This is a genomic window from Cupriavidus oxalaticus (assembly GCF_016894385.1).
Lineage (GTDB): Bacteria > Pseudomonadota > Gammaproteobacteria > Burkholderiales > Burkholderiaceae > Cupriavidus > Cupriavidus oxalaticus.
This window is the reverse complement of record NZ_CP069812.1, coordinates 2249075-2270889: the sequence shown is the minus strand read 5'-3', so window position 1 is coordinate 2270889 and position 21815 is coordinate 2249075. Positions and strand designations below refer to the sequence as shown.

Below are 21815 nucleotides of genomic sequence, written 5' to 3'. Positions count from 1 at the left end.
GGTTGGGGGTGCGGGACAACAAGCGGATGTGCGGACATCATAGCCGCATTGTGCTTGCCGTTCACGACAGCGGGCCGGGGCACCGGCCTCAAGGCAGGCGCCCCGGCTGCCGCCCGCGTCAGAGTACGTCGCCGGCGTGGTCGGCCAGGCGCGAGCGCTCGCCGCGCGCCAGCGTGATATGCCCGCTGTGGCTCCAGCCCTTGAAGCGGTCCACCACGTAGGTCAGGCCGGACGAGCCTTCGGTCAGGTACGGCGTGTCGATCTGCGCGATATTGCCCAGGCAGATGATCTTGGTGCCGGGGCCTGCGCGCGTCACCAGCGTCTTCATCTGCTTGGGCGTCAGGTTCTGCGCCTCGTCGATGATGACGAACTTGTTGACGAAGGTGCGGCCGCGCATGAAGTTCATGCTCTTGACCTTGATGCGCGAGCGGATCAGCTCCTGCGTGGCGGCGCGGCCCCAGTCGCCGGCGCTGTCGTCGCTTTTCTGCAGCACTTCGAGGTTGTCGTCGAATGCGCCCATCCACGGCTGCATCTTCTCTTCCTCGGTGCCGGGCAGGAAGCCGATGTCCTCGCCGACCGGCACCGTGGCGCGGGTGACGATGATCTCGTTGTAGAGCTTCTGGTCGAGCACCTGCTCCAGGCCCGCCGCCAGCGCCAGCAGCGTCTTGCCGGTACCGGCCTGGCCCAGCAGCGTGACGAAGTCGATATCCGGATTCATCAGCAGGTTGAGCGCGAAGTTCTGCTCGCGGTTGCGCGCGGTCACGCTCCACACATTGTTCTTGTGGTGCGTGTAGTCCTTGAGCGTCTGCAGCAGCGCGGTCTTGCCGTTGATTTCCTTGACCTGCGCGTACAGCGGCAGGCTGCCGTCGACCGGTTCCAGGTAGACGAACTGGTTGACCAGGAAGGAGGGCACCAGCGGGCCGGTCAGGCGATAGAACATCGCGCCGGACTTGGGATCCTGCCAGCTTTCCACGCCCTTGCCGTGCCTGGTCCAGAAGTCGCCGGGCAACTGCATCACGCCCGCGTAGAGCAGGTCCTTGTCTTCCAGGACCTGGTCGTTGTAGTAGTCCTCCGCCGGCAGCCCGAGTGCGCGCGCCTTGATGCGCATGTTGATGTCTTTGGACACCAGCACGACCTGGCGCTCGGGGTACTGCTGCTGCAGCGCGCTGACCACGCCCAGGATCTGGTTGTCGGCCTTGCCCTGCGGCAGGCCCTCGGGCAGCTTGATATCGTTCAGCCGCGTCTGGAAGAACAGCTTGCCCTGCGCGTCGCGGTTGCCGAGCTTTTCCAGCGGCAAGCCTTCGTCGAGCACGCCGTCGGTGCCGCCCACCAGCGAATCGAGCGTGCGGCTGACCATGCGCGCGTTGCGCGCGACTTCGCTCATGCCCTTCTTGTGGTTGTCCAGTTCTTCGAGCGTCATCATCGGCAGATAGATGTCGTGTTCCTCGAAGCGGAAGAGCGAGCTCGGGTCGTGCATCAGCACGTTGGTGTCGAGCACGAACAGCTTGCTCGGGCCTTCGGCCTTGCGCGCGCGGCGCGAGGTGCCGGCCACGGGCTTGACCAGGCTGACCGGCGGGGCGCTGGCCGTCGGCGCGGGCCCGGCCGGGGTTTCGGTGCTGCGGGCTCGGGTGCCACCGGCGGCGCGCGCCTTCACGGCAGGCGGCTTGGCCTCGCCGGTTTCCAGCAATGCCACGCGCTCGAGTGCCGGCACAGGTTTCTTCGACTGTGTGGCGGACTTGGCCTTGGGCACCGCGGAGACCGGAGCGAATTCGCTCGGATCCAGCAATTGGGCAGGCTTGGCGGGCATGGTAGGCAGCGGCATGCTTGGCTTTCCTTTCAGGGGGACGAGAGAGGGGCTAAGGCGTCCGCGCCACGACGGTCGACTGCGTCGTGGCCAGTAGCCGGGGCATGCATGCGCGAGGCACCCGGCGCGGACAGGCATGAGCGCAAACAAAAAAGCCGCCATGCCTGCATAACAGGGTTGGCGGCTTCTTTGCGGACCGGCGACACGGCAGGTCCGCGACCGGCCTGTGGCGCGAACCGCCTGGGCCGGGAAGTCGAATCAGCGTGGCATCCGGAATCTGAACTCATTACGGGCCAATGTATCTGAAGGTCCCGGGTTTGGCAATTGGGTTTGCCAACCCATTGCGGCGCCGGCTGTACGCTGTGTCGCAGGCACGCAAGACCTCAGATGGCGCGCACCAGTTCCAGGACTTGATCGACATGGTTCGGCACCTTGATGCCGCGCAGCTCGTGTCGCAGGATGCCCTTGCCGTCGATGACAAAGGTGCTGCGCTCGATGCCGCGGTGCTCCTTGCCATAGAGCTTTTTCATCTTGATGACATCGAACAGCGAGCACACCGCTTCGTCGGCATCGGAGATCAGTTCGAACGGCAGCTCGAGCTTGGCCTTGAAGTTCTCGTGCGAGCGGATGCTGTCGCGCGAGATGCCGAACACCTGCACGCCGGCCTTGGTGAAATCGTCATACTGATCGCGGAAGTTCATGGCCTCCGTGGTGCAACCCGGCGTGTTGTCCTTCGGATAGAAGTACAGCACCACCGTCTTGCCGCGGAAGTCGGCAAGGCGGAAGGTGGCGTCGCCGGTCATCGGCGCGCTGAAGTCGGGTACGGCCTTGTTGAGACTGATCGTCATTCTTGTGGCTCCTTGGCAAGGGGCAGGGAGATTCGGGAAGGGGGGCTGCCACCTTAGCGGGAGCAGATTGGGGCGCGCCCCCCGGACTTCAAGCGTGGCGTGGGCTCAACTTTGCGTGGGCGCCATGCGGTCCTGCTGCGGCATCAGGCGGTATCAGGCGGCTCCGGCAGCCGGCTCGAGCAGCAGCACCGCAGCTACCTTGCGCCCCTCGGCCATCAGGATGTTGTAGGTGCGGCAGGCGGCCTGCATGTCCATCGCGTCGACGCCCACATGGCGGCGCGACAGCGACGCGGTCAGGCGCGGATGCGGGAAGCGCAGGCGGGAGCCGGTGCCAAGCAGCACCACTTCGGGATTGAGTTCGGCCAGCTGTTCGAAATGAACCGGCTCGAGGTCTTCGAAGCGGTTCACCGGCCAGGGCCGGATCTCGCCTTCGGGCATGACCAGGATCGAGGTGGTGTGGCGGACGAGGTTGATCTCGATATAGTCCGGCCCATAGGCCGTGACGGTATTCAGCGACTGGGGCTGGTCGGCGTGGAGTTTCACTTGGAGGCCTCTGCGGCGGCCGCCGCGGATTGCCTGGCCGGCCCGTGGGGCGGATGGCCGGCAGCGCGGGCGGTCGTGGTGTGACGGGCAGGACAGGCGCAGGGCCGGGCCATGGCCCGCGTTCGCTTGCCGCGCGCGCCGCTGGCGTACGCTGCAATGCAAGAATCCCTGCCGAAGTCTGTCATAATCCGATAAATTATAGCTTTTGCCTCCCTGTTTGCCACGCTTGTGCCACGCCTGTGCCACGCCCGCGTTGCATCGCAGCGGACGGCGCCTCCGCGTTCGTTCAGATTTAGCCAGGTTTTCTGCCCGGTGCCGCCGACGCGGCACACTATCCCTGCCCGACCGCCTGCCCGACAGCTTGCCCCGACATCGCCGTGAAACCCATCCAGAAATCCAACAAACTCAATAACGTTTGCTACGACATCCGCGGTCCGGTGCTGGAAAAGGCCAAGCAGATGGAGGAAGAAGGGCACAAGATCATCAAGCTGAATATCGGCAACCTGGCCGTATTCGGTTTTGACGCGCCGGAAGAGATTCAGCAGGACATGATGCGAAACCTGCCGAATTCGGCAGGTTATTCCGATTCCAAGGGCATTTTCGCTGCACGTAAGGCGATCATGCACTATACCCAGCAAAAAAATATCGAAGGCGTTGGCCTGGACGATATTTATGTCGGCAACGGCGCCTCCGAGCTGATTGTGATGGCGGTCAACGCGCTGCTCAACACCGGCGATGAAGTGCTGGTGCCGGCGCCCGACTACCCGCTGTGGACCGCCGCGGTCAGCCTGTCGGGCGGCACGCCGGTGCACTATATCTGTGACGAGGCCAACGAGTGGATGCCCGATCCGGCCGATATCCGCGCGCGCATCACGCCGCATACCAAGGCCATCGTCATCATCAACCCGAACAACCCTACCGGGGCGCTGTATTCGGACGAACTGCTGCGGGAGATCGTCGCCATCGCGCGCGAGCACGGCCTGATCATCTTCGCCGACGAGATCTACGACAAGGTCCTGTACGACGGCGTCACCCACACCTCGATCGCCTCGCTGTCGACCGACGTGCTGACGGTGACCTTCAACGGCCTGTCCAAGAACTACCGCTCGTGCGGCTACCGCGCCGGCTGGATGGTGGTGTCGGGCGACAAGCGCCCGGCCATCGACTACATCGAAGGCCTGAACATGCTGTCGTCGATGCGCCTGTGCGCCAACGTGCCGGGCCAGTGGGCGATCCAGACCGCGCTGGGCGGCTACCAGAGCATCAATGACCTGGTCGCCGAGGGCGGGCGCCTGCGCCGCCAGCGCGACCTGGCCTACGAACTGATCACCGCGATCCCGGGCGTGACCTGCGTCAAGCCCAAGGCGGCGCTGTACCTGTTCCCGAAGCTGGACCTGTCGATGTACCCGGTGCAGGACGACCAGGAGTTCATCTACGAACTGCTGCAGGAGTCCAAGGTGCTGCTGGTGCAGGGCTCGGGCTTCAACTGGGCCAAGCCCGACCATTTCCGCATCGTGTTCCTGCCGCATGAGGAAGACCTGCGCGAAGCCATCAGCCGCATCGCGCGCTTCCTCGAGGCGTACCGAAAACGCCATGGCAAGGCAGCGGCCTGATTTCACTGGCCGCGCCGCAACCCATCCTTAAGCAAAGAGAAGATTGTCCATGAACCCTATCAAAGTTGGCCTGCTCGGCATCGGTACCGTCGGTAGCGGCACGTTCAACGTGCTCAAGCGCAACCAGGAAGAAATTCGTCGCCGCGCCGGCCGCGGCATCGAGATTGCCGTGGTGGCCGATCTCAACACCGAACGCGCGCGCGAACTGACCAACGGGGAAGTGGAGATCGTCAGCGATGCCAACGAGGTGGTCAACCGCCCGGACATCGACATCGTCATCGAGCTGATCGGCGGCTACGGCGTGGCGCGCGAGCTGGTGCTGAAGGCGATCGAGAACGGCAAGCACGTGGTCACCGCCAACAAGGCGCTGCTGGCCGTGCACGGCAACGAGATCTTCGAGGCCGCGCGCAAGAAGGGCGTGATCGTGGCCTTCGAGGCCGCGGTCGCCGGTGGCATCCCCATCATCAAGGCGCTGCGCGAAGGCCTGACCGCCAACCGCATCCAGTGGATCGCCGGCATCATCAACGGCACCACCAACTTCATCCTGTCCGAGATGCGCGACAAGGGCCTGGATTTCGACGTGGTCCTGAAGGAAGCGCAGCAGCTGGGCTACGCCGAGGCCGATCCCACGTTTGACATCGAGGGCGTCGATGCCGCGCACAAGGTCACGCTGATGAGCGCCATCGCCTTCGGCATGCCGGTGCAGTTCGACAAGGCGCACGTCGAGGGCATCACCAGGCTGTCCGCCACCGACATCAAGTACGCCGAGGAACTGGGCTACCGCATCAAGCTGCTCGGCATCACCCGCCGCCGCGACGACGGCGTGGAGCTGCGCGTGCACCCGACGCTGGTGCCGGCCGCGCGCCTGATCGCCAACGTCGAAGGCGCAATGAACGCCGTGCTGGTGCAGGGCGACGCCGTGGGCGCAACGCTGTACTACGGCAAGGGCGCCGGCGCCGAGCCGACCGCCTCGGCCGTGATTGCCGACCTGGTCGACGTGACCCGCCTGCACACCGCGGACCCGAACCACCGCGTGCCGCACCTGGCGTTCCAGCCGGACGAACTGTCGAGCGTGCCGGTGCTGCCGATCGAAGAGATCAACAGCTCGTACTACCTGCGCATGCGCGTGGCCGACGAGACCGGCGTGCTGGCCGAGATCACCCGCATCCTGGCCGAGGGCGGCATCTCGATCGACGCCATGCTGCAGAAGGAATCGCGCGAAGGCGAGCCGCAGACCGACATCATCATCCTGACGCACATCACGCGCGAGAAGCACGTCAACGCCGCCATCGCCAAGATCGAGGCGCTGTCGACGGTGCTGTCCGACGTGACGCGCCTGCGCATGGAAGAACTGAACTGAGCGCAGCCACCGTACCGTACACATGAAATACCAGTCGACCCGCGGCCATGACATGCCGCAATCGTTCTCCGAGATCCTGCTCGGCGGCCTGGCCCCGGATGGCGGCCTGTACCTGCCGAAGCAGTATCCGCAAGTCACGGCCGACGAGCTGGAGGCCTGGCGCAAGCTGCCGTATGCCGACCTGGCTTACGAAATCCTGCGCAAGTTCTGCGACGACATTCCCGCCGAGGACCTGCGCGCGCTGACGCGCAGGACCTACACCGCCGAGGTGTACTGCAACGCGCGCGAGGGAGATAACACCGCCGACATCACGCCGCTGCGCACGCTGGGCGAGGAAGGCGGTACGAAGCTGCAATTGCTGGGCCTGTCCAACGGGCCGACGCTGGCCTTCAAGGACATGGCGATGCAGCTGCTCGGCAACCTGTTCGAGTACGCGCTTGCCCGTGCCGGCCAGGAGCTGAACATCCTGGGCGCCACCTCCGGCGATACCGGCAGCGCCGCCGAATACGCGATGCGCGGCAAGCGCGGCATCCGCGTGTTCATGCTGAGCCCGCACCGCAAGATGAGCGCGTTCCAGACCGCGCAGATGTTCAGCCTGCAGGACCCGAACATCTTCAACATCGCCGTCGAGGGCGTGTTCGACGACGCCCAGGACATCGTCAAGGCCGTCTCCAACGACCTCGACTTCAAGGCGCGCCAGAAGATCGGCACGGTCAACTCGATCAACTGGGCGCGCGTGGTGGCCCAGGTGGTGTACTACTTCAAGGGCTGGCTGCTGGCGACCGATGGCCCCGGCCAGAAGGTCTCGTTCTGCGTGCCGTCGGGCAATTTCGGCAATGTCTGCGCCGGCCATATCGCGCGCATGATGGGCCTGCCCATCGACAAGCTGGTGGTGGCCACCAACGAGAACGACGTGCTCGACGAGTTCTTCCGCACCGGCGCCTACCGCGTGCGCAAGTCGGCCGAGACGTACCACACCTCCAGCCCGAGCATGGACATCTCCAAGGCGTCGAACTTCGAGCGCTTCGTGTTCGACCTGCTGGGCCAGAATGCCGGCAAGCTGGCCGCGCTGTTCCGCGACGTGGAAGTGCAGGGCGGCTTCGACCTGTCGGGCACGCCGGAATTCGACCGCATCCGCGAGTTCGGCTTTGTCTCGGGCCGCAGCACGCACGAGGACCGGCTGGCGACCATCCGCGACCTGTCGTCGCGCTACGGCATCACCATCGATACCCACACCGCCGATGGCGTCAAGGTGGCGCGCGAGCATCTCAGCGCCGGCGTGCCGATGGTGGTGCTGGAAACGGCGCTGCCGGCCAAGTTCGCCGATACCATCCGCGAGGCGCTCGGCCATGAGCCGGAGCGTCCGGCTCGGTTCGAAGGCATCGAGAGCCTGCCGCAGCGCTTTGAAGTGATGCCGGCCGACGCCGCCAGGGTCAAGGCCTATATCGCCGGCCATACCGGCCTGTAAGCGTCGGCGCCATGGGCACGCTGCGGCACCGCCGCGTGCCGTGTCCGCGCCAACTCGCTACAATCAGGCTGCGGGCCCGATCCCCGGCCCCCGGATTGCTTTCCCCGTCATGGGTGCAGGCAATGCGCGGGCCGTTTCTATTTGGTCAACCCGCATGGGCCAACCCTTCCTGCACATCGCACCATGACCCAAGCCGCAGCACCTTCCCGTCCCCCGATGCTGACCATGGCCCAGGCGCTCGACGCGTTGCTGTCCGCCGCGCGCCCGCTGGCGCAGGCGGAGCAGGTCGACACGCTTGACGCCAACGGCCGCGTGCTGGCCGCGCCCGTGACCAGCACGCTGCGCGTGCCGCCGGCAGACAACACCTCGATGGACGGCTACGCCATGCGCGCCGCCGACGTCCCGGCGGCGGGCACGCGGCTGCGCGTGTCGCAGCGGATTCCGGCGGGGCATGTCGGCACCGAGCTGCAGCCCGGCACCGCGGCGCGCATCTTCACCGGCGGCCTGGTCCCGCCGGGTGCCGATGCCGTCGTGATGCAGGAGCAATGCGCGGCGGAAGGCGAGGACGTGATCGTCAACCACGTGCCGCAATCCGGTGAATGGATCCGGCGCGCGGGGGAGGACATCGAGGCAGGCAGCGTGATCCTGCCCGCGGGCACGCGGCTGACGCCGCAGGCGCTGGGCCTGGCCGCATCGGTCGGGCAGGCGAAGCTCGACGTGGTGCGCCGCGTGCGTGTCGCGGTGTTCTTCACCGGCGACGAACTGGCGATGCCGGGCGAGCCGCTCAAGCCGGGCGCGATCTACAACTCGAATCGCTTCACGCTGCGCGGCCTGCTGGAAAACCTGGGCTGCGAGGTCAGCGACTTCGGCATCGTGCCCGATACGCTGGCGGCCACGCGCGAGACGCTGCGCCGCGCGGCGCAGGGGCACGACCTGATCATCACGTCGGGCGGCGTGTCGGTCGGCGAGGAAGACCATATCAAGCCCGCGGTCGAGGCCGAAGGCCGGCTCGACATGTGGCAGATCGCGATCAAGCCGGGCAAGCCGCTGGCCTTCGGCCAGGTCACCAGCGCAGGTGCCGACCCGGCGTTCTTCCTGGGTTTGCCGGGCAACCCGGTGTCGAGCTTCGTGACCTTCCTGCTGTTCGTGCGGCCGTTCATCCTGCGCCTGCAGGGCGTGGCCGACGTGGCACCGCGCCGCCTGCCGCTGCGCGCCGATTTCGAGCTCACGAAGGGCGACCGCCGCAATGAGTTCCTGCGCGCGCGCATCAACGCCGAAGGCGGGCTGGACCTGTTCCCGAACCAGAGCTCCGGCGTGCTCACGTCCACGGTATGGGGCGACGGGCTGATCGACAACCCGCCCAACCAGACCATCGCGCGCGGCGACACCGTGCAGTTCATCCCGTTTGACGGCCTGCTCGCATAGCCGGCCCGCATTACCAGCAAGCAGACAGAGGCAGTCATGACCATCGAACTACGATTCTTTGCCAGCGTGCGCGAACAGCTCGGCGTGGCCGAGGAGCGCGCCGAGGTGCCGGCCGAGGTGCGCACCGTGGGCGAGCTGCGCCAGTGGCTGCGCCAGCGCGGCGGTGCCTGGGCCGAGACCCTGGCCGAAGGCCGCGCGCTGCGCATGGCCGTCGACCACGCGGTGGCGCGCCCCGACACGGCGATCTCCGATGGCTGTGAGGTTGCCTTCTTCCCGCCCGTTACCGGAGGCTGAGATGAGCGTCAGGGTTCAGCGCGAGGATTTCGACCTGGGCGCCGAGGTGGCGGCACTGCGCGCCGGCAACCCGCAGGTCGGCGCCGTGGCCAGCTTTATCGGCACCGTGCGCGATGTCAGCGAGGGCAGCGCCGTCAGTGCGATGGAGCTGGAGCACTACCCGGGCATGACCGAGAAGGCGCTGGCGCAGATCGAGGCGGCGGCGTGCGCGCGCTGGGAACTGCTGGGCGTCACCATCATCCATCGCGTCGGCCCGCTGCTGCCGCTTGACCAGATCGTGCTGGTCGCGGTTGCATCGAAACATCGCGGCAATGCGTTCGCGGCCTGCGAATTCATCATGGATTACCTCAAGTCCGAAGCGCCGTTCTGGAAAAAGGAAGAAACGCCGGAGGGTGCGCGCTGGGTCGACGCGCGCGTGACCGACGAAGACGCGCTCAAGCGCTGGGGCATCAAGTCGATCAACGCCAGCGGCGAGGACAGCGAGGGCAGCGAGGGCAAGCCCTGATGGGCCCGATGGGGTTTGTCGCCGTCGGCGTCGGCGCCGCGGCGGGGGCATGGCTGCGCTGGGGTTTCTCGGTGCTGTGGAATGCGCTCAACCCCGCGCTGCCGTACGGCACACTGGCCGCCAACCTGCTGGGTGGCTACCTGATCGGGCTGGCCGTCGGCTTTTTCGATACCCATGCCGGCCTGCCGCCGGAATGGCGCCTGCTGGCCATCACCGGTTTCCTTGGCGGCCTGACCACGTTCTCCACCTTTTCCAGCGAGGTGGTTGCCAACCTGCTCGCCGGCGACTATGGCTGGGCAGGGATGCACCTGCTGCTGCACCTGGGCGGCTCGCTGCTGCTGACCGCGGTGGGGCTCTGGACCTACCGCGTGCTGGCCTGAGCCACGAGCGCGCGCAGTGCGGCGTTGAAGGCCTGCGGCTGCTCCATGTGCGGGCTGTGGCCGGCACCGGCGACCACGCTCAGGCCCGCATCGGGCCGCAAGGCGCGGGTGGCGATGGCCACCGCCGGCGCATACAGCCGGCTGGCCGCGCCATACAGGTGGAACAGCGGCAGGCGCGCCGCACGCAGCGTGTCGCGGAAATCCTGCCTGGCCATGTCTTCCCATAGCGATGCCAGCGTGGCGGCCTCGCAGCGCTGCGCCATTCGCGCAAGGCGCTGCATCGCCGCGCCGTCGGGGCGCCGTCCCGCCGCCCACAATCCCAATGCCACCGAAGGCGCCAGCCGCGGCCAGTCGGCGCGGATGCGTGCGGCCATCTGCCTGGCCTGGGTCATGTCGTAGTGGCCGCGGAGGCCGTGCGGCCATTGCGGATCGGTGACCAGCCGGGGCGTCATGTCGATGCTGCCGACCGCGGCCAGTGGACAACCCGGATGGTCACGCAGCAGCGTCCATGCCACCATCGCGCCCATCGACCAGCCCACCACGACCACATCGGCCAGTCCGAGATGGCTGACCAGCGCCGCGGCATCGCGCGCCAGCGCCGCGATGGTGGTGCCGGTGCCGTGCCGCGACAGCCCGTGGCCGGCATGGTCGGGCGCAATCACCCGGAACCCCGCCCGCGCCAGCGCGCGCTGGCCGTCGAAGGCCTCGCCATTGACGGACCAGCCGTGCAGCAGCAGCAGCGGCCGGCCGTCGCCGGCTTCGCGCCAGCCCGGCAAGGTGCCGTGCGCGGGATGGGTGGCAAAGGGCGGGGCGGGGGCGCTGTCGGCGGGGCTGTCACAAGCCGAATCGGGAGCGTCCAACGACGTGTCTCTCCAGGCAGTGGGTGGGAAGCAACGCAACGGAGGGCAGGGTGCCCCTCTATTGACATTCACACCGGTCAATTTATACGATGAAACATGAATCAGATATCAGGTTTTGCCTGCATATCGGTTTCCGGGGCGGCAGGCGCGAGGAGGCGCCTGCGGCGTGACCCGAAGCGGCTGGCATTCCCATGACAAGGCGCGCAGCGCCACCGGAGACAAGATGTCCCAGACCGAGACTGGCGAAGTCGGCGAAGCCCGTGAAACACGCGACATGGCCCACGCCGGCGGCATGTGCCCGCCCAAGACCGCGCGCGGGCAGAAGACCCGCGCGGCATTGCTGCGCGCCGCCGAAAAGGTGTTCGGTGAGAAGGGCTACTACGCGGCGTCGATCTCCGAGATCACGCAGGAAGCCAAGGTTGCCATGGGCACCTTCTACCTGTACTTCAAGGACAAGGAAGACATTTTCCGCGCGCTGGTCGGCCACATGCTGGAACTGGTGCGCGCCCACCTGCGCAAGCACGTGGCCAATGCCGCCAGCCAGATGGAAGCCGAACGGCTGGGCCTGAAGGCCTTTCTCTCTTTCGTTTCGCGCCACAAGAACCTGTACCGCATCGTGCTGGACTCTTACTCGGTGGACGAAACCATCTACAGCAGCTACTTCCAGGTTTTTGCCGATCTCTACAGCCGGCGGCTGGAGCGCGCCGAAGAGCAGGGCGAGATCGTCCCCGGCGATGCGGAGGTACGTGCCTGGTGCCTGATCGGCATCAGCAACTTCCTCGGCATGCGCTATGCGCGCTGGAAGCGCCCGGCCTCCATGGAGAAGGTGGTCGATACCGCCTTCGACCTGATCGCCCACGGCCTGCAGCCGCGATGAACATGGCCGCCTTCGTCGCGCAGAGCGCCGGCGCCATGCGCGGCTTGCTTGCCGGGCGGACCCTCACATAGCCGGGCAGCAGGCATTCCACGCAGTTGCAGCAGGTTCCAGTCCTACCAACACAAAGAAAGCGAACACAGGAGACAGCCATGCAAAGCAACCCCCTCGCCGTACGCGCCCTGGTCATGGCCGCCGGCCTTCTTGCCGGCGGCGCAACGCTGGCCAAGGACATCCGCATCGCCCACGTCTACGACAAGACCGGCGCGCTGGAAGCGTATGCCAAGCAGACCCAGACCGGCCTGATGATGGGCCTGGAATACGCCACCAACGGCACCATGACGGTCAACGGCAACAAGCTGGTGGTGATCGAAAAGGATACGCAGGGCAAGCCTGACGTGGCCAAGGCGCAGCTCGCTGCCGCCTACAGCGACGACCGCGCCGATATCGCCGTCGGCCCGACGTCGTCCGGCACCGCGCTGGCGATGCTGTCCGTGGCCGAAGAATACAAGAAGGTGCTGCTGGTCGAGCCCGCCGTCGCCGACTCGATCACCGGCGACAAGTGGAACCGCTATATCTTCCGCACCGGCCGCAATTCGTCGCAGGATGCGATCTCCAATGCGGTGGCGCTGGACAAGCCCGGCGTGACCATCGCCACGCTGGCGCAGGATTACGCCTTCGGCCGTGACGGCGTGAAGGCGTTCAAGGGCGCGCTCAAGAACGCCAAGATCGTCCATGAGGAATACCTGCCGACGAACACCACCGACTTCACTGCCGGTGCGCAGCGCCTGTTCGATGCGCTCAAGGACAAGCCCGGCCGCAAGGTGATCTTCATCATCTGGGCGGGTGCGGGCAACCCGTTCAAGATCGCCGACCTCGATCCCAAGCGCTACGGCATCGAGATCGCCACCGGCGGCAACATCCTGCCGGCGATGACCAGCTACAAGAACTTTCCCGGCATGGAAGGGGCCACGTACTACTACTTCGGCATCCCCAAGAACAAGGCCAACGAATGGCTGGTGTCCAATCACTACAGCAAGTTCAAGGCGCCGCCCGATTTCTTCACCGCCGGCGGCATGACCGCGGGCATCGCGCTGGTCGAGGCGTTGAAGAAAACCAGCGGCGACACGGGCACCGACAAGCTGATCATGGCGATGGAAGGCATGTCGTTCGAGACGCCCAAGGGCAAGATGACCTTCCGCAAGGAAGACCACCAGGCGATGCAGTCGATGTACCACTTCAAGATCAAGGTGGACCCGGCCTTCGCGTGGGGCGTGCCTGAACTGGTGCGCGAGATCAAGCCCGAAGAAATGAACGTGCCTGTGCGCAACCACCGCTGATGGACGCGCCAGCCTCTTCCGTACGCGCTGCCGACATGCCGGGGGTGCAATCGCCCGCTGTGCAGCGCGGCACGGCAGTGGCGGCCGGCGCCCGGCCGCTGCTCGAGACGCGCGAGCTGACCATCCGCTTCGGCGGCCATGTCGCGGTCAATGCGGTGTCGTGCGCGTTCCGGCCAGGCGAGCTGACCTGCATCGTCGGCCCGAACGGCGCCGGCAAGACCACGTATTTCAATCTGGTCTCGGGGCAGTTGCCGCCCACTGCCGGGCAGATCCTGCTCGACGGCGAGGACGTGACGCGCCTGCCGGTGTCGCAGAAGACCCGGCGCGGCATCGGCCGGGCCTTCCAGCTGACCAGCCTGTTCCCGCAGCTGTCGGTGCTGGAGAACGTGCGGCTGGCGGTGCAGGCACGGCAGCAGCGCGGCATCGACCTGTTCTCGATGTGGACCAGCCACCGCGACGTGCGCGCGCAGGCGCTGGCGATCCTGGAGCGCGTGGCGCTGGCGGGCAAGCAGCACCTGACGGTGGCGTCGCTGCCGCATGGCGACCAGCGCAAGCTGGAGGTCGGCATCCTGCTGGCGCTGCAGCCGCGCGTGTTCATGTTCGACGAGCCCACCGCGGGCATGAGCGTGGACGAGGTGCCGGTGATCCTGGACCTGATCCGCGAGATCCGCCAGGACCGCAGCAAGACCGTGCTGCTGGTCGAGCACAAGATGGACGTGGTGCGCTCGCTGGCCGACCGCATCATCGTGCTGCACAACGGCACGCTGGTGGCCGACGGCGACCCGGCCGAGGTGATCGCCTCGCCGGTGGTGCAGCAGGCCTACCTGGGCATGGCGGAGGAGGAGGGGAACCATGGCTGACGCGCGACCCGCCACGCCGATCCTGCGGCTGCAGGGCGTGCAGACCCATATCGGCCCGTACCACATCCTGCACGGCGTCAGCTTCGACGTGCCGCGCGGCGGCGTGACCATGCTGCTGGGACGCAACGGCGCCGGCAAGACTACGACGCTGCGGACCATCATGGGCTTGTGGCAGGCGAGCGCGGGCTCGGTGAGCTTCGACGGCACGGACATCACGCGCCACAGCACGCCGTCGATCGCGCAGGCGGGCATTGCCTACGTGCCGGAGAACATGAGCGTGTTCTCCGACCTCACCGTGGCCGAGAACATGCGCCTGGCCGCACGCAGCGGGGCCATCGACGAACGGCGGCTGGACTGGGTCTTTCGCATGTTCCCGGCACTGAAGACCTTCTGGCACCAGCGTGCCGGCGTGCTGTCGGGCGGGCAGAAGCAGATGCTGTCGGTGGCGCGTGCGATCATCGAGCCGCGCAAGCTGCTGATCGTGGATGAACCCACCAAGGGGCTGGCGCCGGCCATCATCCAGAACATGATCCATGTATTCCGCGAGCTCAAGCAGACCGACGTGTCGATCCTGCTGGTGGAGCAGAACTTCAACATGGCGAAGTCGGTGGGGGATACGGTGGCGGTGATGGATGACGGACGCACCGTGCATGCGGGAACGATGGCGGCGCTGGCGGGGGATGAGGCGCTGCAACAGCAACTGCTGGGGCTGTCGCTGGCGGCGCACCAGTAACGCGGGACGAGACCAATGACCACTTCGACCTTGCCGGCCACAGCGCCGGCAGCCCTGCCCAAGGTCCGCCTTGACTGGACTCCGCTGGCCCTGGCGCCGCTGCTGATGCTGCTGGCCTTCCCGCTGGTCGGCAGCCCTTCGACCTGGCTCACGCTGACCGTTGCCGGGCTGGCGATGGGGATGATCATCTTCGTGGTGTCCTCCGGCCTGACGCTGGTCTTCGGCCTGATGGACGTGCTCAACTTCGGCCATGGCGCCTTCATCGCGCTGGGCGCCTACGTTGCAGCGTCTGTGCTGCTGCCGATGGCAGGCTGGGTGGAGGCAGACAGCCTCGTGCAGAACCTCGCGGTCTTCGCGCTGGCGATCGCAGCGGCCATGGTCGCCGCCGGCGCGGTCGGCCTGTTCTTCGAGCGCGTGGTGGTGCGCCCGGTCTACGGCCAGCACCTGAAGCAGATCCTGATCACCATGGGCGGCATGATCGTGGCCGAGCAGCTGATCAAGGCGATCTGGGGCCCGGAAACCATCGCGCTGCAGGTGCCCACCACTTTCCGCGGCGCGGTGCTGCTGGGCGATGCGGCGATCGAGAAATACCGGCTGATCGCGATGGCCCTCGGGCTGGTGATCTTCATCGCGATGCTGCTGCTGCTCAACCGCACCCGCATCGGCCTGCTGATCCGCGCGGGCGTGGAAAATCGCGAGATGGTCGAGGCGCTCGGCTATCGCATCCGCCGGCTGTTCATCGGCGTGTTCGTGGCCGGCGCCGGCCTGGCCGGGCTGGGCGGCGTGCTGTGGGGCCTGTACCAGCAGAACATCACCGCGGCGATCGGCGCGCAGGTGAACGTGCTGATCTTTATCGTCATCATCATCGGCGGTCTGGGCTCGACCACGGGCTGCTTCGTCGGCGCGCTGCTGGTCGGCCTGATGGCGAACTACACCGGTTTCCTGTTCCCGAAGGTTGCGCTGTTCTCCAACATCCTGCTGATGATGCTGATCCTGTTGTGGCGCCCGCAAGGGCTGTTCCCGGTGGCGCGGCGCTGAACGGAAGGACACGACCCATGATCCGACTTCTCTCCGGCGACCTGCCGCGCAGCCGCGTGCTGACCGTGATCCTGGTGCTGATCCTGCTGGCGCTGGCGTGCGCGCCGTTCGCCTTTCCCGGCGCGCGGGCGCTGAACATGGCGGCCAAGATCTGCATCTTCGTGGTGCTGGTGGCCAGCTATGACCTGCTGCTGGGCTACACCGGCATCGTCTCGTTCGCGCACACCATGTTCTTCGGCATCGGCGGCTATGGCGTGGCCATCGCGATGTCGCGCATGGAGCCGGGCTGGGGCGCGCTCGCCGTGGGCGCCGTGGGCGCGCTGGCGGTCTCGGCGCTGCTCGCGTTCCTGATCGGCCTGTTCTCGCTGCGCGTGCGCGCGATCTTTTTCGCGATGATCACGCTGGCGGTGGCGACCGCATTCGCCACGCTGGTGTCGCAGCTGTCGGAGTGGACCGGCGGCGAGGACGGGCTGACCTTCAAGGTGCCCGAGGCGCTGCGCCCGGGCTTCTCGCTCGGCGAGGCCGAGCTGCTGGGCGTGCCGCTGACCGGCAAGCTGCTGAGCTACTACCTGGTGTTCGCCGGCGCGCTGGTGCTGTTCCTGGCGCTGCTGCGCATCGTCAACTCACCCTTCGGCCGCGTGCTGCAGGCGATCCGCGAGAATGACTTCCGCGCCGAGGCCATCGGCTACCGTACTGTGGTCTACCGCACGGTGTCGACGGTGTTGTCTGCGATGTTCGCCACGCTGGCCGGGGTGCTGATGGCGGTGTGGCTGCGCTATAACGGTCCGGATACGTCGCTGTCATTTGAGATCATGGTCGACATCCTGCTGATCGTGGTGATCGGCGGCATGGGCACGATCTACGGCGCGGTGATCGGCACGGTGCTGTTCCTGGTGGCGCAGACCTACCTGCAGGACGTGATGAAGCTGGCCAGCGACGCTACCATGGCGCTGCCGCTGCTGTCGTCGCTGCTGCACCCGGACCGCTGGCTGCTGTGGCTGGGGCTGCTGTTTATCCTGAGCGTCTACTACTTCCCGCAGGGCGTGGTGGGGCGGCTGCGCGGCAATCGTGCCGTGCAGGACGTGGCAACCTGAGCGGAGGCCCGCGCAATGTACGTGATCGACTGGCTGCACAAGAACGCGCAGCACACTCCCGACAAGATCGCGCTGGTGGACGTGGAAAGCGGCCGCCGGGTGACCTATCGCCAGTTTGACGAACGCGCCAGCCGCTTCGCCGAATACCTGGCCGAAGGCCTGCAACTGGCACCGGGCACGCGCGTCGCCGTGCTGGCGCACAACAGTTCCGACTATTTCGAGATGCTGTACGGCTGCGCCAAGGCCGGCATGGTGATGGTGTGCCTGAACTGGCGCCTGCCCGCGGCCGAGTTGCTGCCGATCCTGCAGGACTGCACGCCCGAGGTGCTGGTCGCCGGCGACGGCTTCCTGGCCGTGGCCGCCGAGCTGGCGCGCACCGTGCCGCTGCGCGCGGTACTGCATCTTGCCGACGACGAGGCGGCCGATGTACCCGGTGGCTGGACCGAATACGAAGCCGTGCTCGACGCGGCCTCGGGACGCATCGTCGAGATGCCGTGCCGCGACGAGTCCGAGGTCTGGCACCTGCTATACACCTCCGGCACGACCGGCAAGCCCAAGGGCGTGATCCAGACCTATGGCATGGTGTTCTTCAACGCCGTCAACGCCATGCTGGCCAACAAGATCACGCGCGACGACGTGTTCCTGAACGTGCTGCCGTTCTTCCATACCGGCGGCCTGAACCTGTATGCCAACCCGGTGCTGCACGCCGGCGGCACGGTGCACATCATGCGGCAGTTCGAGCCGCAGGTCGTGCTGGACCGGCTTGACAGCAGATCGGGCGAGGGCATCACCATGTTCTTCGCGGTGCCGGCGGTCTACCTGTTCCTGAGCCAGCATGCCGGCTTCGCGCAAGCGGACTTCTCAGGCGTGCGCAACATGTCGGCGGGCGGCTCGCCGGTGCCGCGGCCGCTGCTGGAAGCCTACCTGGCCAAGGGCGTGACCATCTGCTTCGGCTTCGGCATGACCGAAACCGGCCCCACGGTCTTTGTCTGCGACGAAGGCACCGCGCGCCGCAAGATCGGCACCATCGGCAAGCCGGTGGGGTCGATGCTGACGCGCATCGTCGACCCGCTGGGCAACGACGTCGCGCCCGGCGAGCGCGGCGAACTGCTGATCAAGGGGCCAGGCGTCACGCCCGGCTACTGGAACCTGCCGGAAGCGACATCCGATGCGATCCGCGACGGCTGGCTGCATTCCGGCGATATCGCCTGGCGCGACGAGGAGGGCGACTACTACATTGTCGACCGCGCCAAGGACATGTACATCTCCGGCGGCGAGAACGTCTATCCCGCGGAAGTCGAGAACGTATTGTTCCAGCTGCAGGGCGTGGCCGAGGCCGCCGTGATCGGCACGCCGGACGAACGCTGGGGCGAAGCCGGCATGGCGCTGGTGGTGCTGCGCGCTGGCGCCTCGCTCGATGCAGCGCAGGTCATCGCCCATTGCAAGGCGCAGCTTGCGGGCTACAAGGTGCCGCGCCATGTGCGCTTTGTCGACGCCTTGCCGCGCACGCCATCCGGCAAGGTAGAAAAGCACAAGCTGCGCGCCAGGTTTGCCGGCTGACGCGCCGCGCCCCGCCATACGTATTTCCCGCAGTTCCGCTGTCCGCAGTCTCCGCTGTTCTCCATTGACGTTCGTCTCTACCGCCCCGACACGGGCGACAGAAGGAGGGTGACATGCAATCCAAGCAGTTTCCGCCGCAGCAGGAAAGCCGCCTGCGCCGCACGGTGTTCGCCATCGCAGCCGCGATGCTGGCCGCTGCCTGCGGCTCGGGCGATGACAACAATGGCAACGGCAGCAACCCCAACACCAAGCCCGCCTATATCGGCACGGTCACCATCAATAGCTACAACGGCAGCAGCGACGACCTGCTGACCGCGGGGCTGGGCAAGGATGGACTTTCCAGCGCCACCGCGCCGCTGCCGGCCAATGCCACCGCGCCGACCGCGGCGGAACTGCGGCGCTATGCGATCTACGCCAACTACCGCGCCATCGTCGATACCACCGCGGCCGGCGGCTATGGCTCGCTGTATGGGCCCAACGTGGACGCGCAGGGCAATGTCACCGGCTCGGAAGGCAAGATCGCGGGCGTGGAATACCTGGCGTACTCGGACGACGGCACAGGCCAGCAGAACGTGACCATGCTGGTGCAGATCCCGGCTGGCTTCGATACCGCAAGGCCGTGCGTGATCACCGCCACGTCGTCGGGCTCGCGCGGCGTGTACGGCGCCATCGCCACCGGCGAATGGGGACTGAAGCGCGGCTGCGCGGTGGCTTATACCGACAAGGGCACCGGTGCCGCGCCGCACGACCTGGACACCGATACCGTGCCGCTGATCGACGGCACCCGCGCCACGCGCGCGGCCGCCGGCAAGAATGCGCAATTTGCCGCGCCCGCCGGCGCCACGTCGCTGGCCGACTTCACCGCGGCCAGCCCGCACCGGCTCGCGTTCAAGCATGCGCATTCGCAGCGCAATCCGGAGAAGGACTGGGGCAAGTTCACGCTGCAGGCGGTCGAGTTCGCGATCTGGGCGATCAACGACCGCTTCGGCGCGGTGTCCGCCAACGGCACGCGCCAGCGCAGCCTGGACAAGGACAAGATCCTGGTGATTGCGTCGAGCGTGTCGAACGGCGGCGGCGCCGCGGTGGCCGCGGCCGAGCAGGATGCCGATGGCCTGATCGACGGTGTGGCCGTGGGCGAGCCCAACCTCAACATGCCACCGGACACGGGCGTCGTGGTGCGGCGCGGCGGCGTGCAGGTGCTGTCCTCCGGCCGCACGCTGTATGACTACACCAGCACGGCCAACCTGCTGCAGCACTGCGCCGCGCGCACCACCGCGCTGACGCAGTCGCCGTTCTACGACAACCCGACCACGGCGCCGTTCTTTGCCGCACGCTGCACCACGCTCGCGGAAAAGGGACTGGTCACCGGCGCCAATACCAGCGAGCAGAGCGCCAGCGCGCTGCAGGCCCTGCATGAAGCGGGCTGGGAACCGGAGTCCGATGACCTGCACCCGTCGCTGTCCGCATTCGACACGGCTGCCGCGATTACCGTGACCTATGCCAACGCCTACGCGCAGGCGAGCGTGACCGACAAGCTGTGCGGCTACAGCTTCGCCAATACGCTGACCGACCTGAAGCCCGCGGCGATCGCACCCGCCGCGCTGGCGTCGATGTTCGCCACCGGCAACGGCATCCCGCCGCAGCCGCCCTCGGTGCAGCTGATCAACGATCTCGACCCGACGCACGGCCCGTACCTGAACCTGGTTTCCGTGTCGGCATCGACCGGCCGCACCGACCTCAACTACGATGGCGCCGATTGCCTGCGCAAGCTGCTGGCCGGCACCGACGCCACGGCACGCGCACTGCAGGCGGGCCAGGCGCTGACGCTGCGCAACGGCAACCTGCGCGGCAAGCCGGCGGTGATCGTGCATGGCCGCAGCGACGGCCTGCTGCCGGTGAACCATACCTCGCGCCCGTACCTGGGGCTGAACCGCCAGCAGGAGGGCGTGGCCAGCAAGCTGTCGTACATCGAGGTGGAGAACGCCCAGCATTTCGATGCCTTCATCGGGCTGGTGGCGGGCTACAGCAACCGCTACGTGCCGCTCCATGTCTACCTGAACCGCGCGCTCGACGCCGTCTATGACAACCTGACCACCGGCAAGGCGTTGCCGCCGTCGCAGGTGGTGCGCACCACGCCGCGTGGCGGTGCCTTCAACACGCCGGCGCCGACGCTGCTGCCGTCCAATGTCCCGCCGATCGCCGCCACGCCCGCGCCGGGCAATGCGATCACCGTCAATGCCTTGACCGTGGAGGTGCCCAACTGATGGCCGATGCCATGCCGCGCGTGCTGACGCAACGCGACTTCGACCGCTTCGCCGCGCTGTCGCGCGACGACAACCCGATCCACTGCGATCCGGCCTTTGCCCGCGGCACGCATTTCGGTGCCACGGTGGCGCACGGCATGTTCCTGTTTTCGCTGCTGTGCGCCCATACGTGGCGGGAGCTGGCCGCACCCGCGCTGCCGGTGGCGCAGACGCTGATGTTCCCGACGCCGGCCTTCGTTGGCGACGCGGTGGCGTTTGCGCTGGTCCCGCAGCCGCAGGCGGGGCTGGCGGCTTTCGGCACCACGGTCAGCGCGGGCATCCGCGGCGCGGCGCCGCGCGTCGCGGCCGCAGGCGAATCGTCGTGGCTGGCCGAGGCAGCACCGGGCCGGCTGCCATCGTGGCCGGGCGAGCAGCCGGAGGCCGGGGGCGATCCGGCGCTGTATGGCCTGCGCCCCGGGCAGTCCGCTAGCGCCACGCGTGCCTTTACCGCGGCCGATATCGGCGAGTACGTGGCCCTGACCGGCGACGCCAACCCGTACCACGCCGACTCCGCTTTCGCCCGCGCGCGCGGGTTCGGCGAGGCGCTGGTGCCGCTGCCGCTGCTGGCCGGCATGTTCTCGGACCTGCTCGGCACGCGCCTGCCGGGGCGCGGCACCGGCTGGATGAAGCAATCGCTGCGCCTGGCCTCGGCAGCGCGGCTGGATGAGCCGCTGACGGCGCAGGTGCGCATCGTCCGGCTGCGCGCCGGCAAGGACCTGGTCAACCTCGCGAGCGTGGTCACCGGGGAGGATGGCCGTGTGGTCGTGCAGGGCGAGTCGCTGGTGCTGGTGCGCAACCTGGCGGAAAAGGGAAGCGAGAGCCGGGCGGCATAGCGGGTTCATGGCAGGTTCGCGTACCGTTTGCTGCACTCGACTTCGTGCGGCGGCGGTCCTTGAAATGTCGCGACAAAGCC

At 67.1% G+C, this 21815-nt stretch carries 20 protein-coding genes; 16 read left to right on the top strand and 4 right to left on the bottom strand.

The window, feature by feature from the left end; all coding sequences use genetic code 11:
- Nucleotides 1–118: 118 nt before the first annotated feature.
- From JTE92_RS22875 to JTE92_RS22865, 3 genes are all read right to left on the bottom strand, one after another.
- On the bottom strand, nucleotides 119–1822 hold the full coding sequence (locus tag JTE92_RS22875; protein WP_063238028.1) for a PhoH family protein: 1704 nt from the start codon (nucleotides 1820–1822) through the stop codon (nucleotides 119–121).
- Between the two features lie 365 nt (nucleotides 1823–2187).
- Nucleotides 2188–2652, bottom strand: coding sequence for a peroxiredoxin (locus tag JTE92_RS22870; RefSeq protein ID WP_063238027.1), 465 nt, complete (start codon nucleotides 2650–2652; stop codon nucleotides 2188–2190).
- Nucleotides 2653–2805: 153 nt separating this feature from the next.
- Complete coding sequence (locus JTE92_RS22865; protein ID WP_063238026.1) at nucleotides 2806–3195, bottom strand: Mth938-like domain-containing protein; 390 nt, start codon at nucleotides 3193–3195, stop codon at nucleotides 2806–2808.
- Between the two features lie 377 nt (nucleotides 3196–3572).
- On the opposite strand from JTE92_RS22865, the gene JTE92_RS22860 reads away from it, so the two are divergent.
- The 7 genes from JTE92_RS22860 to crcB all read left to right on the top strand — a co-directional run bounded on the left by JTE92_RS22860 (nucleotide 3573) and on the right by crcB (nucleotide 10240).
- Entirely contained in the window at nucleotides 3573–4808 is a 1236-nt protein-coding gene (locus tag JTE92_RS22860; protein ID WP_063238025.1) for a pyridoxal phosphate-dependent aminotransferase, read from the top strand.
- 49 nt (nucleotides 4809–4857) lie between these two features.
- The gene (locus JTE92_RS22855) at nucleotides 4858–6168 is read left to right on the top strand and encodes a homoserine dehydrogenase (protein ID WP_063238024.1); all 1311 of its coding nucleotides are present in this window, start codon (nucleotides 4858–4860) and stop codon (nucleotides 6166–6168) included.
- A gap of 22 nt (nucleotides 6169–6190) precedes the next feature.
- Nucleotides 6191–7636 (top strand): threonine synthase, encoded by a 1446-nt coding sequence (gene thrC / locus JTE92_RS22850; RefSeq protein ID WP_063238023.1) that lies wholly within the window; start codon nucleotides 6191–6193, stop codon nucleotides 7634–7636.
- Nucleotides 7637–7819: 183 nt separating this feature from the next.
- On the top strand, nucleotides 7820–9061 hold the full coding sequence (locus tag JTE92_RS22845) for a molybdopterin molybdotransferase MoeA (protein WP_063238022.1): 1242 nt from the start codon (nucleotides 7820–7822) through the stop codon (nucleotides 9059–9061).
- 36 nt (nucleotides 9062–9097) lie between these two features.
- Entirely contained in the window at nucleotides 9098–9355 is a 258-nt protein-coding gene (gene moaD / locus JTE92_RS22840) for a molybdopterin converting factor subunit 1 (RefSeq protein WP_063238021.1), read from the top strand.
- 1 nt (nucleotide 9356) lies between these two features.
- A complete protein-coding gene (gene moaE / locus JTE92_RS22835; RefSeq protein ID WP_063238020.1) occupies nucleotides 9357–9860 on the top strand; it encodes a molybdopterin synthase catalytic subunit MoaE in 504 nt (167 codons plus the stop codon).
- Entirely contained in the window at nucleotides 9860–10240 is a 381-nt protein-coding gene (gene crcB / locus JTE92_RS22830) for a fluoride efflux transporter CrcB (RefSeq protein WP_063238019.1), read from the top strand. The genes moaE and crcB overlap by 1 nt, the downstream gene beginning before the upstream one ends.
- Here crcB and JTE92_RS22825 read toward each other — a convergent pair.
- Nucleotides 10222–11100 carry an alpha/beta fold hydrolase gene (locus tag JTE92_RS22825; RefSeq protein ID WP_116386798.1) on the bottom strand — a complete coding sequence of 293 codons (879 nt, stop codon included), beginning with the start codon at nucleotides 11098–11100 and terminating at the stop codon, nucleotides 10222–10224. The two genes, crcB and JTE92_RS22825, sit on opposite strands and share 19 nt — an antisense overlap.
- 223 nt (nucleotides 11101–11323) lie before the next feature.
- Between JTE92_RS22825 and JTE92_RS22820 the strand changes: the two genes are divergently transcribed.
- The 9 genes from JTE92_RS22820 to JTE92_RS22780 all read left to right on the top strand — a co-directional run bounded on the left by JTE92_RS22820 (nucleotide 11324) and on the right by JTE92_RS22780 (nucleotide 21735).
- Nucleotides 11324–11977: a TetR/AcrR family transcriptional regulator gene (locus JTE92_RS22820; protein WP_063238018.1), complete on the top strand. Its 654-nt coding sequence runs from the start codon at nucleotides 11324–11326 to the stop codon at nucleotides 11975–11977.
- Nucleotides 11978–12126: 149 nt separating this feature from the next.
- Nucleotides 12127–13314, top strand: coding sequence for a substrate-binding domain-containing protein (locus JTE92_RS22815; RefSeq protein ID WP_063238017.1), 1188 nt, complete (start codon nucleotides 12127–12129; stop codon nucleotides 13312–13314).
- A gap of 98 nt (nucleotides 13315–13412) precedes the next feature.
- Nucleotides 13413–14174: an ABC transporter ATP-binding protein gene (locus JTE92_RS22810; RefSeq protein ID WP_063238091.1), complete on the top strand. Its 762-nt coding sequence runs from the start codon at nucleotides 13413–13415 to the stop codon at nucleotides 14172–14174.
- Complete coding sequence (locus tag JTE92_RS22805) at nucleotides 14167–14907, top strand: branched-chain amino acid ABC transporter ATP-binding protein (RefSeq protein WP_063238016.1); 741 nt, start codon at nucleotides 14167–14169, stop codon at nucleotides 14905–14907. Before JTE92_RS22810 ends, JTE92_RS22805 begins: the two co-directional genes overlap by 8 nt.
- A gap of 15 nt (nucleotides 14908–14922) precedes the next feature.
- Nucleotides 14923–15945, top strand: coding sequence for a branched-chain amino acid ABC transporter permease (locus tag JTE92_RS22800; protein WP_063238015.1), 1023 nt, complete (start codon nucleotides 14923–14925; stop codon nucleotides 15943–15945).
- Nucleotides 15946–15962: 17 nt separating this feature from the next.
- Nucleotides 15963–17039, top strand: a complete 1077-nt coding sequence (locus JTE92_RS22795; RefSeq protein ID WP_063238014.1) for a branched-chain amino acid ABC transporter permease — start codon at nucleotides 15963–15965, stop codon at nucleotides 17037–17039.
- A gap of 15 nt (nucleotides 17040–17054) precedes the next feature.
- Nucleotides 17055–18599 carry an acyl-CoA synthetase gene (locus JTE92_RS22790; protein ID WP_063238013.1) on the top strand — a complete coding sequence of 515 codons (1545 nt, stop codon included), beginning with the start codon at nucleotides 17055–17057 and terminating at the stop codon, nucleotides 18597–18599.
- Between the two features lie 113 nt (nucleotides 18600–18712).
- Nucleotides 18713–20863 (top strand): D-(-)-3-hydroxybutyrate oligomer hydrolase, encoded by a 2151-nt coding sequence (locus tag JTE92_RS22785; RefSeq protein WP_063238012.1) that lies wholly within the window; start codon nucleotides 18713–18715, stop codon nucleotides 20861–20863.
- Entirely contained in the window at nucleotides 20863–21735 is an 873-nt protein-coding gene (locus JTE92_RS22780; protein ID WP_063238011.1) for a MaoC/PaaZ C-terminal domain-containing protein, read from the top strand. The genes JTE92_RS22785 and JTE92_RS22780 overlap by 1 nt, the downstream gene beginning before the upstream one ends.
- The last annotated feature ends 80 nt before the right edge of the window (nucleotides 21736–21815 follow it).

Bases quoted from the DNA above. Each gene is read 5' to 3' on its own strand.
- JTE92_RS22855 (WP_063238024.1), top strand. From the start codon at position 4,858: ATGAACCCTATCAAAGTTGGCCTGCTCGGCATCGGTACCGTCGGTAGC.
- crcB (WP_063238019.1), top strand. From the start codon at position 9,860: ATGGGCCCGATGGGGTTTGTCGCCGTCGGCGTCGGCGCCGCGGCGGGG.
- JTE92_RS22875 (WP_063238028.1), bottom strand. From the start codon at position 1,822: ATGCCGCTGCCTACCATGCCCGCCAAGCCTGCCCAATTGCTGGATCCG.
- JTE92_RS22795 (WP_063238014.1), top strand. From the start codon at position 15,963: ATGATCCGACTTCTCTCCGGCGACCTGCCGCGCAGCCGCGTGCTGACC.
- JTE92_RS22790 (WP_063238013.1), top strand. From the start codon at position 17,055: ATGTACGTGATCGACTGGCTGCACAAGAACGCGCAGCACACTCCCGAC.
- JTE92_RS22820 (WP_063238018.1), top strand. From the start codon at position 11,324: ATGTCCCAGACCGAGACTGGCGAAGTCGGCGAAGCCCGTGAAACACGC.
- JTE92_RS22785 (WP_063238012.1), top strand. From the start codon at position 18,713: ATGCAATCCAAGCAGTTTCCGCCGCAGCAGGAAAGCCGCCTGCGCCGC.
- thrC (WP_063238023.1), top strand. From the start codon at position 6,191: ATGAAATACCAGTCGACCCGCGGCCATGACATGCCGCAATCGTTCTCC.
- JTE92_RS22780 (WP_063238011.1), top strand. From the start codon at position 20,863: ATGGCCGATGCCATGCCGCGCGTGCTGACGCAACGCGACTTCGACCGC.
- JTE92_RS22805 (WP_063238016.1), top strand. From the start codon at position 14,167: ATGGCTGACGCGCGACCCGCCACGCCGATCCTGCGGCTGCAGGGCGTG.
- JTE92_RS22870 (WP_063238027.1), bottom strand. From the start codon at position 2,652: ATGACGATCAGTCTCAACAAGGCCGTACCCGACTTCAGCGCGCCGATG.
- moaD (WP_063238021.1), top strand. From the start codon at position 9,098: ATGACCATCGAACTACGATTCTTTGCCAGCGTGCGCGAACAGCTCGGC.
- JTE92_RS22800 (WP_063238015.1), top strand. From the start codon at position 14,923: ATGACCACTTCGACCTTGCCGGCCACAGCGCCGGCAGCCCTGCCCAAG.
- moaE (WP_063238020.1), top strand. From the start codon at position 9,357: ATGAGCGTCAGGGTTCAGCGCGAGGATTTCGACCTGGGCGCCGAGGTG.
- JTE92_RS22845 (WP_063238022.1), top strand. From the start codon at position 7,820: ATGACCCAAGCCGCAGCACCTTCCCGTCCCCCGATGCTGACCATGGCC.
- JTE92_RS22815 (WP_063238017.1), top strand. From the start codon at position 12,127: ATGCAAAGCAACCCCCTCGCCGTACGCGCCCTGGTCATGGCCGCCGGC.